The 13714-nt window shown below is 67.7% G+C and carries 14 protein-coding genes and 1 tRNA gene; 7 read left to right on the forward strand and 8 right to left on the reverse strand.

All coding sequences use genetic code 11. The features are described from left to right. Positions 1-4 precede the first annotated feature (4 nt). Both cyoB and cyoA read right to left on the reverse strand, forming a co-directional pair. Positions 5-2011 carry a cytochrome o ubiquinol oxidase subunit I gene (cyoB, locus tag Q8M82_RS05765; protein WP_305690418.1) on the reverse strand — a complete coding sequence of 669 codons (2007 nt, stop codon included), beginning with the start codon at positions 2009-2011 and terminating at the stop codon, positions 5-7. A gap of 13 nt (positions 2012-2024) precedes the next feature. Then, entirely contained in the window at positions 2025-3221 is a 1197-nt protein-coding gene (gene cyoA / locus Q8M82_RS05770) for a ubiquinol oxidase subunit II (RefSeq protein ID WP_305690419.1), read from the reverse strand. Positions 3222-3395: 174 nt separating this feature from the next. Between cyoA and Q8M82_RS05775 the strand changes: the two genes are divergently transcribed. After that, entirely contained in the window at positions 3396-4727 is a 1332-nt protein-coding gene (locus tag Q8M82_RS05775) for an MFS transporter (protein WP_371126246.1), read from the forward strand. Here Q8M82_RS05775 and Q8M82_RS05780 read toward each other — a convergent pair. Next, a complete protein-coding gene (locus tag Q8M82_RS05780) occupies positions 4681-5163 on the reverse strand; it encodes a DUF1810 domain-containing protein (RefSeq protein WP_305690420.1) in 483 nt (160 codons plus the stop codon). The genes Q8M82_RS05775 and Q8M82_RS05780 overlap by 47 nt on opposite strands. 80 nt (positions 5164-5243) lie before the next feature. Between Q8M82_RS05780 and Q8M82_RS05785 the strand changes: the two genes are divergently transcribed. Further along, positions 5244-5510, forward strand: a complete 267-nt coding sequence (locus tag Q8M82_RS05785) for a hypothetical protein (RefSeq protein ID WP_305690421.1) — start codon at positions 5244-5246, stop codon at positions 5508-5510. A 56-nt stretch (positions 5511-5566) separates the two neighbouring features. Here the strand turns inward: Q8M82_RS05785 and Q8M82_RS05790 are convergent. Then, positions 5567-5641, reverse strand: a tRNA-Val gene (locus Q8M82_RS05790). Positions 5642-5678: 37 nt separating this feature from the next. Then, positions 5679-6392 (reverse strand): phosphoglycolate phosphatase, encoded by a 714-nt coding sequence (gph, locus tag Q8M82_RS05795; RefSeq protein WP_305690422.1) that lies wholly within the window; start codon positions 6390-6392, stop codon positions 5679-5681. Positions 6393-6547: 155 nt separating this feature from the next. Between gph and Q8M82_RS05800 the strand changes: the two genes are divergently transcribed. From Q8M82_RS05800 to Q8M82_RS05820, 5 genes are all read left to right on the forward strand, one after another. After that, the gene (locus Q8M82_RS05800; protein WP_371126247.1) at positions 6548-6919 is read left to right on the forward strand and encodes a hypothetical protein; all 372 of its coding nucleotides are present in this window, start codon (positions 6548-6550) and stop codon (positions 6917-6919) included. Between the two features lie 142 nt (positions 6920-7061). Next, positions 7062-8513: an NAD-dependent succinate-semialdehyde dehydrogenase gene (locus Q8M82_RS05805; RefSeq protein WP_305690423.1), complete on the forward strand. Its 1452-nt coding sequence runs from the start codon at positions 7062-7064 to the stop codon at positions 8511-8513. A gap of 120 nt (positions 8514-8633) precedes the next feature. Continuing rightward, positions 8634-9335, forward strand: a complete 702-nt coding sequence (rpiA, locus tag Q8M82_RS05810; RefSeq protein WP_305690424.1) for a ribose-5-phosphate isomerase RpiA — start codon at positions 8634-8636, stop codon at positions 9333-9335. Positions 9336-9574: 239 nt separating this feature from the next. Continuing rightward, positions 9575-10111 (forward strand): DUF2059 domain-containing protein, encoded by a 537-nt coding sequence (locus tag Q8M82_RS05815; protein ID WP_305690425.1) that lies wholly within the window; start codon positions 9575-9577, stop codon positions 10109-10111. Between the two features lie 123 nt (positions 10112-10234). Further along, entirely contained in the window at positions 10235-11302 is a 1068-nt protein-coding gene (locus Q8M82_RS05820; RefSeq protein WP_305690426.1) for an SDR family oxidoreductase, read from the forward strand. On the opposite strand, the gene Q8M82_RS05825 is transcribed toward Q8M82_RS05820, so the two are convergent. The 3 genes from Q8M82_RS05825 to Q8M82_RS05835 all read right to left on the reverse strand — a co-directional run. Further along, positions 11283-12782, reverse strand: coding sequence for a tripartite tricarboxylate transporter permease (locus Q8M82_RS05825; protein WP_305690427.1), 1500 nt, complete (start codon positions 12780-12782; stop codon positions 11283-11285). The two genes, Q8M82_RS05820 and Q8M82_RS05825, sit on opposite strands and share 20 nt — an antisense overlap. 13 nt (positions 12783-12795) lie before the next feature. Beyond that, positions 12796-13275, reverse strand: a complete 480-nt coding sequence (locus tag Q8M82_RS05830) for a tripartite tricarboxylate transporter TctB family protein (RefSeq protein WP_305690428.1) — start codon at positions 13273-13275, stop codon at positions 12796-12798. Between the two features lie 100 nt (positions 13276-13375). Then, positions 13376-13714, reverse strand: a 339-nt coding sequence (locus tag Q8M82_RS05835) for a Bug family tripartite tricarboxylate transporter substrate binding protein (RefSeq protein WP_305690429.1), incomplete at its 5' end; no start/stop codon positions are given.

The following is a 13714-nucleotide window of genomic DNA, read 5'->3' on the forward strand; positions in this document are numbered from 1 at the left end:
GATGTCAGGCCCCCGATCCCGCGAGCAGGCGGGTGCGCGCATTCTCCGCGGCGACGACCTCCTCTACGGGAATGTGGAAATCGCGGTGATAGTTGAAGCTGTGAGCGATCGCGGCCACCAGGATCGCCGCGAAGGACACCGCCGCCAGCCACCAGATGTGCCAGATCAGCGCAAAGCCGAGCGCCACCGAAATGCCCGCCAGCACCAGGCCGGTCGGCGTGTTCTTCGGCATGTGGATCGGCTTGAAGCCCTCGACCGGGCGGACATAGCCGCGGCGCTTCATGTCGGTCCAGGCGTCGTTGTCGTGCACCACGGGGGTGAAGGCGAAGTTGTAGGCCGGCGGCGGCGAGGAGGTCGCCCATTCTAGCGTGCGCCCGTCCCAGGGGTCGCCGGTCAGGTCGCGCAGCTCGTCGCGCTTCCAGATGCTGTAGGCGATCTGGGCGATGAAGCTGACGATGCCGAGCAGGATCAGGAAGGCGCCGAAGCCGGCGATGACGAACCAGATCTGCAGCGAGGGATCGTCGAAGACGCGCATCCGCCGCGTCACCCCCATCAGCCCGAGCACATAGAGCGGCATGAAGGCGAACAGAAAGCCGAGCGTCCAGAACCAGAAGGAAAACTTGCCGAGCAGCGGGTGCAGGCGGAACCCGAACGCCTTCGGCCACCAGTAGATCATGCCGGCGAAGAGCCCGTAGAGCACGCCGCCGATGATGACGTTGTGGAAATGCGCCACCAGGAACAGGCTGTTGTGCAGCACGAAGTCGGCTGGCGGCACGGCGAGCAGCACGCCGGTCATGCCGCCGACGACGAAGGTCAGCATGAAGGCGATGGTCCACATCATCGGCAATTCGAAGCGGATGCGGCCGCGATACATCGTGAACAGCCAGTTGAAGATCTTCGCGCCCGTCGGGATCGAGATGATCATCGTCGTGATTCCGAAGAAGGAATTCACGCTCGCGCCCGAGCCCATCGTGAAGAAATGGTGCAGCCAGACCAGGTAGGACAGGATGGTGATCACCACCGTCGCATAGACCATCGAGGTGTAGCCGAAGAGGCGCTTGCCCGAGAAGGTCGAGACGACTTCGGAGAAGATGCCGAAGGCCGGCAGGATCAGGATGTAGACCTCCGGATGGCCCCAGATCCAGATCAGGTTCACGTACATCATCGGGTTGCCGCCGAAGTCGTTCGTGAAGAAGTTGGTGCCGACATAGCGGTCGAGCGTCAGCAGGGCGAGCACCGCCGTGAGCACCGGGAAGGTCGCCACGATTAGCACGTTGGTGCACAGCGAGGTCCAGGTGAAGACGGGCATCTTCATCAGCGACATGCCCGGGCAGCGCATCTTCACGATCGTGCAGATCAGGTTGATGCCGGATAGCGTCGTGCCCACGCCTGCGATCTGCAGCGCCCAGATGTAATAGTCGACGCCGACCTCCGGACTGTAGGAGATCCCCGACAGCGGCGGATAGGCCAGCCAGCCCGTGCGCGCGAACTCGCCGACGAAGAGCGAGATCATCACCAGCACCGCGCCGGCCGTCGTCATCCAGAAGCTGAAATTGTTCAGGAAGGGGAAGGAGACGTCGCGCGCGCCGATCTGCAGCGGCACGACATAGTTCATCAGCCCCGTCACCAGCGGCATGGCGACGAAGAAGATCATGATCACGCCATGGACGGTGAAGAGCTGGTCGTAGTGATGGGCGTTGAGATAGCCCTCGGAGCCGTTGAAGGCGATCGCCTGCTGGATGCGCATCATCACCGCATCGGCGAAGCCGCGCAGCAGCATCACCAGCCCGAGGATCATGTACATGATCCCGATCTTCTTGTGGTCGACGCTGGTCAGCCAGTCGCGCCAGAGCCAGCCCCAGAGCCGGTAATAGGTCAGTGCGCCGACCACCGCCGCCCCGCCCAGCACCACGACGGCGAAGGTCGCGACGAGGATCGGCTCGTGGATCGGGAAGGCGGCGAGCGAAAGCTTGCCGAAGATCGGGGAGGCGGCAACGGAAGCGTCGGTCACGGGGATTCTCGCTTCAGGACTGGGACGAACGGGCGAGGCCGAGCAGTTCGGTGAAGGTCTGCGGCCGGCGCGGCATCATCGGGGCGAACGTCATGGGAGGAACCGCCAGGCCCAGGCCCCGGATCGGAGTCAGGTCGCGCGGGGCGGTGTCGGGCGGCGCCATCGCCATCATGGCCTTCGCCTCCTCGACCGTGCAGATCGAGGCGATGAAGCGCGGCTCCTCGCCGAAGGGCGCCTGGTTGCCGCCGCGGCGCGAATACTTGTCATAGGCCAGCGGCAGCGTCGTATGCAGGCCGGCGAGGCCCAGGCCCCCCTTGGCGTCGAGCGCCATCATCTCGCTCATGCACATCTTGCCGGGCTGGACGCAGAGATTGCGGATCGCGTCGAACAGCCGCGGCTCGGTCGCGCCGAAGCGCTGCACCGCGACGTTCTCGCTCGGCCGCTCCAGCTGGAGATAGGCCGCGCGGTCGAGCCGGGCCTCGCTCTCCTTGGTCTTGGCGACCCAGCCCTCGAAATCGCCCTCGCTCATGCCGAGGAAGGAAAAGCGCATGCCGGAAAAGCCCGCGCCGCTGTAATTGGCCGAGAAGCCCTGATAGCGGCCGGGGCGGTTGATCACGGCATGCAGCCGCGTCTGCATCGCCGGCATCGTGTAGATCTGGCCAGCCAGCGCCGGGATGTAGAAGGAGTTCATCACCGAAGACGAGGTGAGCTTGAAATGGATCGGCCGGTCGACCGGCGCGGCGAGCTCGTTGACGGTGGCAATGCCCTGTTCGGGGTAGATGAACAGCCATTTCCAGTCGAGCGCGACGACCTCGACCTCGAGCGGCTTCGTCGCCGCCGGCACCGGCTTGCCGGCGGCGATCCGGTCGAGCTTGCGGTAGGGGTCGAGCAGATGCGTGCCCATCCAGGTGATCGCACCGAGCGCGATGATGATCAGCAGCGGCGCCGCCCAGATCACCAGCTCGAGGCCGGTCGAATGGTTCCAGTCCGGCTTGTAGGTCGCCTCCTTGTTCGAGGCGCGGTAGCGCCAGGCGAAGAACACCGTCAGCGCCATCACCGGCACGATGATCAGCAGCATCAGCACCGTCGAGATCACGATCAGGTCGCGCTGCTGCGCGGCGATGTCGCCCGAGGGCGCCATGACCACGAGGTTGCAGCCGCCGAGCGCGGCGAGCAGGGGCAGCAGGGCAAGGACACGCAGGAGGCTCAAGGCAGACACCTTTCGCTGATCGTCTTGGCGGGAGAGCTAGCTGCGGTGCAGCAAAGGGAACATTGGACAATTTGCCCAATGCCGCCCGCCGGCCCGATGGGGCACTAGGGCCGGTGCCGCGGCAGGGTGCGATGCACCATGCCCTTATGAGACCGATGCGCGACGGGACAGATCATGGCTCAGATGCCGACCACGGCGGAACGCGACGCCAGCCATCTCAGCGAGAGCCATGGCGAGGTGAATCCGGGCGAGATGGCGATCGGCGTCATCATCGGCCGGTCCTCGGAGTTCTTCGACTTCTTCGTCTATGCCATCGCCTCGGTCATCGTCTTCCCGAAGCTGGTCTTCTCCTTCACCGACCCGCTCACGGGCACGCTGTATTCCTTCGCGATCTTCGCTCTGGCCTTCATCGCGCGCCCCTTCGGCACTGTCCTCTTCACCGCGATCGACCGCAAGGCCGGCAAGAGCGCCAAGCTGACGCTCGCCTTGTTCCTGCTGGGCACTTCGACCTGCGCCATCGGCTTCCTGCCGAGCTATGACAGCATCGGCGCGGCCTCGATCTGGCTGCTCGCGCTCGCCCGCATCGGCCAGGGCATCGCGCTCGGCGGCACCTGGGACGGGCTCGCCTCGCTGCTCGCGCTGAATGCGCCCCAGCGCCATCGCGGCTGGTATGCGATGATCCCGCAGCTCGGCGCGCCCTTCGGCCTGATCGTCGCCAGCGGGCTCTTCGCCTTCTTCGTCGGCAATCTCTCGGCGGAGGACTTCTACAGCTGGGGCTGGCGCTACCCCTTCTTCGTCGCCTTCGCGATCAATGTCGTCGCGCTCTTCGCGCGGCTGCGCATGGTGGTGACGCCGGACTACCAGAACCTGTTCGAGACGCGCGAACTGCAGCCGACGAAGATCGCCGACACGCTGCGGGCCGAGGGGCGCCATGTCGTGATCGGCGCCTTCGCGCCGCTGGCGAGCTTCGCCATGTTCCACATGGTCACGGTGTTCCCGCTCTCCTGGGTCTTCCTGTTCACCAAGGAAGGGCCGGCGCGCTTCCTCGTCATCGAGGCGGTGGGCGCGGTCTTCGGCGCGCTCGCCATCGTTGCCTCGGGCCTGATCGCCGACAGGATCGGCCGGCGCGCGCTGCTCGGCGGCTGCGCCATCGCGATCGCGGTCTTCAGCGGCTTCGCGCCGCAGCTCCTCGACGGCGGCTTTGCGGGTGAGCTCGTCTTCATGATCGGCGGGTTCATCCTGCTCGGCCTGTCCTTCGGCCAGTCCTCCGGCTCGGTCGCCTCGGCCTTCTCGCCGACCTATCGCTATACCGGCTCAGCCTTGACCTCGGACCTCGCCTGGCTCTTCGGCGCCGGCTTCGCGCCGCTGGCGGCGCTCCTGCTCTCGACCCAGTTCGGCTTGATCTCGGCCGGCGCCTATCTGCTCTCGGGTGCCGTCGTCACGCTGCTAGCGCTGCGCCTCAACCGCCGCTGGGAGCTGCGCCGGGCCGATGAGGGGCGGGGGTGAGATCGCCCCGCTCGCGCAGCAAAGCGAGCGTGCGCTGATCGGCTGATCCCCCGCAGAGCCGGTCGATCGCCTCTGCGAACGGGTTCGACCCGTTCCCGGACGCGAGCGAGAACAGCGTCATGCTGGAGATGAATTTCAGATCGTCCGGCGAGCCGAAGATCGCGTGCAGGGTACGCCCCTCGACCGCCAGCACGGCATCCGTGCAGGCGGCGAGGCGCGCGCCGAGCACGGGATGCGCCAGATAGGCGCGTGCCTCCGCGAGCCCCGATAGCCCGTAATGTCGCGCCATCTCGGACGACCCAAGCCCGCGCAGTTGCGGGAAGACGAACCACATCCAGTGGCTGCGCTTGCGGCCCTCGTGCAGTTCGACCAGGGCCTGCTCGTGGACCGGCGCCTGCGCCGCGAGAAAACGCTGCAGATCGAATGGGTCGCTCATCGCTTCGAGGTGGTGCAGGATCGGACGGATGCAACCCGCCGGGGCCTTGGTAACGCCCTCGGCGGCCCGGAGAGGGCAATATGGCTGAAGACCCGCTCGCCCGGCGCCGCCGTCAGTTCCCGAAGCTGAAGGGCTGGCACCTCAACCGCAGCGGCAACTGGCAGATCGAGATCCGGCAGTTCCGCGTGACGATGTTCGAAAACGCGCTCGGCTGGGGCGCCGTGATCAGCCATCCAAGCCGGCCGGAGGGAACCTTCACCCCGGGTCGATGCGGCAGTTTTACTGAGGCGCAGGATGCCGCGTTCGATCTGCTGGTGGTGCTGGAGAGGCAGCTCGCGGATGCGTGATCAACGACCGTGCGGAAAGCGCGGCGCATCAGGGCAAGGCGGTCATCGGGAGAAAATGGTGGGCGACACAGGGATCGAACCTGTGACCACTCCCGTGTGAAGGGAGTGCTCTACCGCTGAGCTAGTCGCCCGCACCGGCGCCTCTCCTAGTCGGCGCGCGCCGCGTCGTCAAGAATGGGCGGCGAGCTTCGCGGTCGTCTCGGCCTGTGCCCCACCCAGCACCTGCCGCACGGCCGCGGGCAGCGCGTCGAAATGCTGGATGACGACATCGGGCTCCAGCGTCTCGATCGGCACATCGGTATAGCCGAAGGGCACGCAGATCGTCGGTATGCCGGCCGCCTTGGCGGTGGCGATGTCGGTGCGCGAATCGCCGATCATCACGGCCCGCGCCGGATCGCCCCCGCCGGCCTCGATCGTCAGCGTCAGGTGCCGCGGGTCGGGCTTGTGATAGGGGAAGCTGTCGCGCCCGGCGACGGAAGCGAAGCGCTGGGCGATGCCGAAATGGTCGAGGATTAGCCGCGTATGCAGGATCGGCTTGTTGGTGCAGACGGCGAGCAGATAGCCCTCCGCCGCGAGCTGATCGAGCGCGCCGAGCACGCCGTCGAAGAGATGGCTGTGGGAGGCGACGTCTTCCGCATAGATCAGCAGGAAATCCTCGAACAGCCGCTCCAGCGTCTCCTCGTCGAGCGGCCGGCCCGAGACCTTGAAGCCGCGGGAAATCAGCGCGCGTGCTCCCGCACCGACCAGTTCGCGCGCCCGCTCCAGCGGCAGCGCCGGCAGCCCCTCGCGCACCAGGATGACGTTGAGCACGCGCATGATGTCGGGCGCGGTCTCGGCGAGCGTGCCGTCGAGATCGAAGACGACGATCGGGGACAGGGTCATGGGCGGGCCGCTCCTGGCGCGTGGGTCGCAGCGCATAAACGGGCTGAACGGCGTTTTGGCAAGCGCGCCCGGCGCGGCAGGGCAGCGTCGGGGAGGACATCGTCGGCTCCGGCATTGATGCTATCGTGCCGGCGATTCGTGGAAGGAACAGTACCGTGTCTCGATCCCTCCGACCCCTGGTCGCCCTGGCCCTCCTCGGCGGGCTGGCCCTGGCCGGCGCCGCGCAGGCCGCCCCCTTTGATTTCGCGCCCGCCCCGCAGACGGACCTGAACCGCGTCTATCGCGTTGACAAGGCCACCGGCGAGGTCGCCGCCTGCCAGTTCCAGCTCAAGGAGGGTGGCGTCGGCGTCACCGTCTGCTTCCCGCCGGGCGAGGGCGCCGGCGCGCAGGCGCCGAGCGACTACACGCTGATGCCGTCGCGGCACGAGCGCGAGGGCGGCATCTTCCGGGTCAACATCCGCACCGGCGAGATGAGCATCTGCTACGTCTTCGACGACAAGACGGTCTGCACGCCCCAGGCAAAGTAGGTCGGTTGCAACATTAGGCCATGGCGGGCCGGCAAAACCGCAGGACCTATGGCGGGCATGCGTCCGCCTGCGGTCGTCAGCCGTGCGGGCCGCATGCTAGACCACGTGGACGCCATTTCCTTTCGCGTCCCGGAAGCCCGCCATGCTGAAGCTGAACGATCCCTCCCTTCTGAAGTCGCAGTGCCATGTCGACGGCGCCTGGATCGGCGAGGGCGTCGATGCGGTCGACAATCCGGCCACCGGCGAACTGCTGGCGAAGGTGCCGCGCTTCGGTGCCGACGAGACCACCGCCGCCGTCGAGGCCGCCTCGCGCGCCTTCAAGCCCTGGGCGAAGAAGAGCGCCAAGGAGCGCTCGCAGATCCTGCGCAAATGGTTCGACCTGATCATGGCCAATCAAGAGGATCTGGCGCAGATCATGACCGCCGAGCAGGGCAAGCCCCTGACCGAATCGCGCGGCGAGGTCGCCTATGCCGCGTCCTTCGTCGAGTTCTATGCGGAAGAGGCCAAGCGCATCTATGGCGAGACGATTCCCTCGCCCTTCCCGAACTCGCGCATCATCGTGGCCAAGCAGCCCGTCGGCGTCTGTGCCGCGATCACGCCCTGGAATTTCCCGGCCGCGATGATCACGCGCAAATGTTCGCCGGGGCTGGCCGCCGGCTGCACCTTCGTGGTCAAGCCCGCGCCCGACACCCCGCTGACGGCCTTCGCGCTGATCGAACTCGCCATCCGCGCCGGCTTCCCCAAGGGCGTGCTCAACATCGTCACCGGCGATGCGGTCGCCATCGGCAAGGTCATGACGACGCATCCCGCCGTGCGCTTCATCGGCTTCACCGGCTCGACGCCGGTCGGCAAGCTCCTGATGCAGCAGGCGGCGTCCACCGTGAAGAAGGTCGGGCTGGAACTGGGCGGCAACGCGCCCTTCATCGTCTTCGACGACGCGGACGTGGATGCGGCCGTGCAGGGCGCCATCGCCGCCAAGTTCCGCAACATGGGCCAGACCTGCGTCTGCACCAACCGCCTCTTCGTGCAGGAGGGCATCCATGACGAGTTCGTCGCCAAGTTCGCCGGCGAGGTCGCCAAGATGAAGGTCGGCAACGGCACCGAAATCGGCGTCGTGCAGGGGCCGCTGATCAACGAGCGCGCCATCGAGAAGGTCGAGCGCCACGTTGCGGATGCCGTCGCCAACGGCGCCAAGGTCGTGGTCGGCGGTAAGCGCCATGCGCTCGGCCGCACCTTCTACGAGCCGACCGTGATCGCCGGCGCCACCACCACCATGCTGATGACGCGCGAGGAGACCTTCGGTCCCGTCGCCCCGGTCTACCGCTTCAGCACGGAGGACGAGGTCGTCGCGCTCGCCAACGACACGCCCTTCGGTCTCGCCGCCTATTTCTACACGAAGGATCTCGGCCGCGCCTTCCGGGTCGCCGAGGAGCTCGAATACGGCATGGTCGGCATCAACTCGGCCATGCTCGGCACCGAGGTCGCGCCCTTCGGCGGCGTCAAGGAGTCGGGTCTCGGCCGCGAGGGCTCGCTCCACGGCATCGAGGAGTTCGTCGAGATCAAATACATGCTGATGGGCGGCCTCGGGGCTTGAACCCGGCCGCGACCGCCGTCATTGCGGGGAGCGTCGCGACCAAGCGATCCGGGGGCGGCAAAACGCTCGACCCGGATCGCGCCGCTGCGCAGGCAATGACGTCGAGTTGAGGACAGGACCATGAGCCCCGACGATCTGAAGAAGCTCGCCGCCGCGCGCGCACTCGAACTCGTGACGCCCGGCATGCGGCTCGGCCTCGGCACCGGCTCGACGGCGAAGCACTTCGTCGATCTGCTCGGCGCGCGCGTCGCGGAGGGGCTGGAGGTCGTCTGCGTCTCGACCTCGGAGGCCACCGAGGCGCAGGCGAGGGCCCTGGCGATTCCGATGTCGACGCTGGACGAGACGCCCGAACTCGACCTCACCATCGACGGCGCCGACGAGGTCGATCGCGAATTACGCCTCATCAAGGGCGGCGGGGCGGCGCTGCTGCGCGAGAAGATCGTCGCCGCCGCCTCGGCCCGCATGGTCGTGATCGCCGACGACACCAAGCTGGTCGAGCGTCTCGGCCGCTTCCCGCTGCCGATCGAGGTCGTGCCCTTCGGGCTCGAAGCGACCCGTCGCGCCGTTCTGGCGGCGATGGAGAAGGCCGCCGCGCCGGGCGAGCTCGTGCTGCGCCGCAAGGCGGATGGCAGCATCCTGCTCACCGATGGCGGCCATTACATCCTCGACGCCCACCCTGGCGTGATCGCCGATCCGGAGGGCCTCGCCGCGGCCTTGTCCACCATTCCGGGCGTGGTCGAGCACGGGCTGTTCCTCGGCCTCGCCAGCGCCGCGATCCTCGCCGGCAGGGATGGGCTGATCGTCCTGGGCAGCCTCGACTGAAGCCCGCCCGCTCTGCTCGCCGGGCGGCTGGCTCGGCTTGCCAGGGGCGCACGCGACATCGCATCGCCGTAATATGGCTTTCCACTCGGCGCCGTCATGCTCTATGGAAACCCGCGATGCGCGTCTGCGGCATCGGCTCCTCCCGCGAGTCGGGCAGCGCCGGGCATGACCGGACCGTCAGGGATGGCTTGCCCCGCACGGCGCGGCCTTCCATTCACGAACACAGCGCGATGCTGCGCATGACGAAGGGGCTTTGCATGATCCGTCACCACCTTGCCGGCGCGGCCGTCAGCCTGGCGCTCTTGCTCGCCATGCCGGCTCAGGCGCAGACGGCAGCGCAGCCGGCGCAGCCCGACATTCCGCAGTCCTATCTCGAGGCGGGCCGCGACGTCGTGATCCTGTCGGGTCTCGCCGAGTCCTTCGAGGCGATCTATCTCGAGTTCCGCGAGCGCGTCACCCAGACGGTCGGCACCACGCGTCCGGAAGTCCGCAAGGATATGGAGCAGGTGATCGAGGCGCTCCGGCCGGAAGCCGAGAAGAAGCGCCAGGAGATCATCGCCTCGGCCGCCTACATCTTCGCCAAGCGCATGAGCGAGGCCGATCTGAGGGAGGTCGCCGCCTTTTTCCGCTCGCCGGTGGGCCAGCGCTACAACGCCATGCGGCCGCGCGCCATCGACGAGATCTTCGCGCTGCTGCAGCCCTGGAGCCTCCAGACGAGCAATTTCCTGTTCGATCGCTTCAGCGAGGAAATGCGCAAGCGCGGCCACCAGCTCTGAGGCCGGCGCCCGCGCCCCATCCGTCGGAAGCCGCCGGTCCACGCCGGCGGCTTTTTCGTTGGTGATTCAGTCGCTTCGAGGGCGGACGGCGCGTCTGGGACAGCGGCAGCAGGGAGCCCGCCCATGAAAAGCACGACCGTTCTCGTCACCGGCGGCTCCGGTTTCCTTGCCGGCCACTGCATCCTCGCTTTGCTGCAGGCGGGTCACCGGGTGCGCACCACGCTGCGCTCGCCCGGGCGGGAGGCCGGCCTGCGCGCCGCGCTTGCGGAAGCCGGCTGCGATCCGCTGGACCGGCTCGAGGTGATGCAGGCCGATCTCCTGGCCGATGCCGGCTGGGACCGCGCCGCGTCGGGCTGTTCCCATGTGCTCCACGTCGCCTCGCCGCTTTCGGCTGCGGCTCCCAAACATGAAGACGAACTGATCCGTCCCGCCCGGGAGGGGACGCGTCGGGTGCTGCGGGCAGCCCATGCCGCAGGCGTCGGCCGCGTCGTTCTGACCTCGTCCTTCGCCGCGATCGGCTATGGCCGCGTGCTCTCCCGGCCCTTCTCGGAAAGCGACTGGACCGATGCCGCGGCGGCCGATCTCGCCGCCTATCCCAAGTCGAAGACCCTCGCGGAGCGGGCCGCCTGGGACTATGTCGACGGCGAGGGCAGGGGGCTCGAACTCGCCGTGATCAACCCCGTCGGCATCTTCGGGCCGCTGCTCGGGCCCGATCTGTCGGCCTCGATCCTACTGGTGAAGAGCATGCTGGAAGGCCGCCTGCCGGCTGTCCCGCGGCTGATGTTCGGCGTCGTCGACGTCCGCGACGTGGCCGACCTGCACCTGCGTGCCATGACGCACCCGGCCGCCGCCAATGAACGCTTCATCGCCACGGCGGGCGACTTCATGACCATGCAGGAGATCGCGCTGGCCCTGCGCGAGCGGCTCGGCCCGGCGGCGGCCCGCGTCTCGACGCGCGTGCTGCCGGACTGGCTGGTGCGCTTTGTCGCGTTGTTCAGCGCTGCCGCACGGCAGGCTGCCACGCCGGAACTCGGCCGCCGCAAAACCGCCTCCAGCGCCAAGGCGCAGGCCATGCTGGGCTGGCAGCCTCGACCCACCGCCGATGCGCTGGCCGCGACGGGCGAGAGCCTGATCCGGTTGGGTCTCGTCGACGCTGGCAGCCGGGCGGCTCTCAGTCCTCCGCGGCCTTGAAGCGGTTCAGCCCCTTCATCACGAAGGGAGCGACCAGAGCGATGAACGCCAATGTCAGCAGCGTCGCCGAGATCGGGTTCTCGAGCAGGATCATCGGGTCGCCGAGGCTGATCTGCAGCGCGCGGCGCAACTGTGCCTCCGCCATCGGCCCGAGGATCAGCCCGACGACCATCGGCGCGACGGGGTAGTCATAGCGTCGCATCAGATAGCCGAGATAGCCGAACAGGAAGAGCAGCCCGAGTTCGACCGGCGAGGGGTTGACCGCGAGCGTCCCCATCGTCGCGAAGACCAGGATGCCGGCATAGAGCCAGGGCTGCGGCACCGCGAGCAGCTTCACCCACAGCCCGATCAGCGGCAGGTTCAGGATCACCAGCATGACGTTGGCGATGAACAACGAGGCGATCAGGCCCCAGACGAGATCGGGTTTCTCGGCAAACAGCAGGGGGCCGGGGTTCAGCCCGTATTGCTGGAAGCCCGCCAGCATGATCGCGGCGGTCGCAGAGGTCGGCAGGCCGAGCGTCAGCAGCGGCACCAGCACGCCGGCGGCCGCGGCGTTGTTGGCGGCCTCTGGCCCGGCGACGCCTTCGATCGCGCCCTTGCCGAACTCTTCCGGGTATTTGCAGAGCTTCTTCTCGGTCGAATAGGAGAGGAAGGTCGGGACTTCCGCGCCACCCGCTGGCAGCGCGCCGATCGGGAAGCCGAAGGCGGTACCGCGCAGCCACGGTGCCCAGGAACGCTTCCAGTCCTGCTTGCTCATCCACAGAGAGCCCTTGATCGGAACGATCTCCTCCGGGTCGCGGAAGCGCTTGGAGGCGACGAAGAGCGCCTCGCCGACCGCGAACAGGCCGACCGCCAGCGTCGTCACCTCGATGCCGTTGAGCAGTTCCGGCACACCGAAGGTCAGGCGCGCCTGGCCTGTCAGCTTGTCGATCCCCACGAGCCCGAGCGTGATGCCGATGAACAGGCTGGTGAGGCCGCGCAAGGGAGAATCGCCGAAGGTCGCCGAGACCGTGACGAAGGCGACGATCATCAGCGCGAAATAGTCCCAGGGGCCGAACTTGATGGCGACCTCGACCAGCCAGGGCGCGAGAAAGGTGAGACCGATCGTGGCGATCAGCCCCGCCACGAAGGAGCCGATCGCGGCGGTGGCGAGCGCGGGGCCGCCACGGCCGGCCTTGGCCATCTTCGAGCCCTCGAGGGCCGTGGCCATCGATGCGCTCTCGCCGGGCGCATTGAGCAGGATCGCGGTCGTCGAGCCGCCATACATGCCGCCATAATAGATGCCTGCGAACATGATCAGCGAGCCGGCAGGATCGAGCTTGAAGGTCACCGGCAGCAGCAGGGCCACGGTCAGCGCCGGGCCGATGCCCGGCAGCACGCCGACCGCGGTGCCCAGGAAGACGCCGACGAGGCAGAACAGCAGCTTGGACGGCTCCAGCGCGACGCTGAAGCCGTTGAGGAGCGCGATCGTGGTATCCATGGCCGGCGATCCCTCAGAGGAACAGGCGTTCGAGAGGCCCGGCCGGCAGCAGCAGGGTCAGGAGCTTGGCGAAGACGAGGAAGATCGCAAGGCCGAGGACGAAGCCGATCGCCCCATCCACCGCCAGGGCGCGCCGTCCGAAGCCGCGCGCCGTGCAGGCGAACAGGATGGTCGTGGCGATGGTGAACCCGGCGCCCAGGGCGATGCAGGCGATCAGCCCGACGAGGCCGCCGACGATCCAGAGCAGAGCCCCGCCATCCGCAGCCTCGGGCTTGGGCAGCCCGTCGCGGAATGCGACGACGAGATGCGCCAGCCCGAGGATCACCAGCCCGACGCAGGCGACATAGGGCATCGCCGTCGGGCCGACGCCGTAATTGGAGGTGATCGTCTGCTGGGAGGCGTCGTAATAGACCACCCCCGCGACAGCCAGTAGCAGCAGGCCGACGACGAGGGCGGGCCGGTCGGCGCCGCGTGCCGGAGTGTCGTTCGTCATGGCGGGTCCATCGCAGGCTGATCGGGCAGCGCGGGGCTGCAGAGGCAAAAAAGGGGGCCGATCGCCGGCCCCCCTCGTCAGGGTTGGCGCGAAGCCGGCCTCACTTCACCAGGCCGACATCCGTCATCACCTTGGCGACGCGCACCTGCTCCGCCTTCAGGAAGGCGTCGAACTCGGCGCCGCCCAGATAGGCGTCGTCCCAGCCGCGGGCCTTCAGGATCTCGGCCCATTCCTTCGACTTCACCAGCTTGCCGATCGCCTCCGAGAGGACCTTGGTCTGGTCGGCGGAGAGGCCGGGAGGGGCCACGACCGAGCGCCAGTTCATCAGCTCGAGATTGACGCCGCCCTCCTTCAGGGTCGGAGCATCGGGCGCATTGGCCAGGCGCGCCGAAGAGGAGACGCCGACGACGCGCAGCTTGCCGGCCTTGATCTGGCCCTC

It is taken from the genome of Allobosea sp. (assembly GCF_030694325.1).
Lineage (GTDB): Bacteria > Pseudomonadota > Alphaproteobacteria > Rhizobiales > Beijerinckiaceae > Allobosea.

Coding starts and splice junctions, on each gene's coding strand:
- Q8M82_RS05775 (WP_371126246.1), top strand. CDS start 3,396: ATGGCTCAGATGCCGACCACGGCGGAACGCGACGCCAGCCATCTCAGC.
- Q8M82_RS05780 (WP_305690420.1), bottom strand. CDS start 5,163: ATGAGCGACCCATTCGATCTGCAGCGTTTTCTCGCGGCGCAGGCGCCG.
- Q8M82_RS05785 (WP_305690421.1), top strand. CDS start 5,244: ATGGCTGAAGACCCGCTCGCCCGGCGCCGCCGTCAGTTCCCGAAGCTG.
- gph (WP_305690422.1), bottom strand. CDS start 6,392: ATGACCCTGTCCCCGATCGTCGTCTTCGATCTCGACGGCACGCTCGCC.
- Q8M82_RS05805 (WP_305690423.1), top strand. CDS start 7,062: ATGCTGAAGCTGAACGATCCCTCCCTTCTGAAGTCGCAGTGCCATGTC.
- rpiA (WP_305690424.1), top strand. CDS start 8,634: ATGAGCCCCGACGATCTGAAGAAGCTCGCCGCCGCGCGCGCACTCGAA.
- Q8M82_RS05815 (WP_305690425.1), top strand. CDS start 9,575: ATGACGAAGGGGCTTTGCATGATCCGTCACCACCTTGCCGGCGCGGCC.
- Q8M82_RS05820 (WP_305690426.1), top strand. CDS start 10,235: ATGAAAAGCACGACCGTTCTCGTCACCGGCGGCTCCGGTTTCCTTGCC.
- Q8M82_RS05825 (WP_305690427.1), bottom strand. CDS start 12,782: ATGGATACCACGATCGCGCTCCTCAACGGCTTCAGCGTCGCGCTGGAG.
- Q8M82_RS05830 (WP_305690428.1), bottom strand. CDS start 13,275: ATGACGAACGACACTCCGGCACGCGGCGCCGACCGGCCCGCCCTCGTC.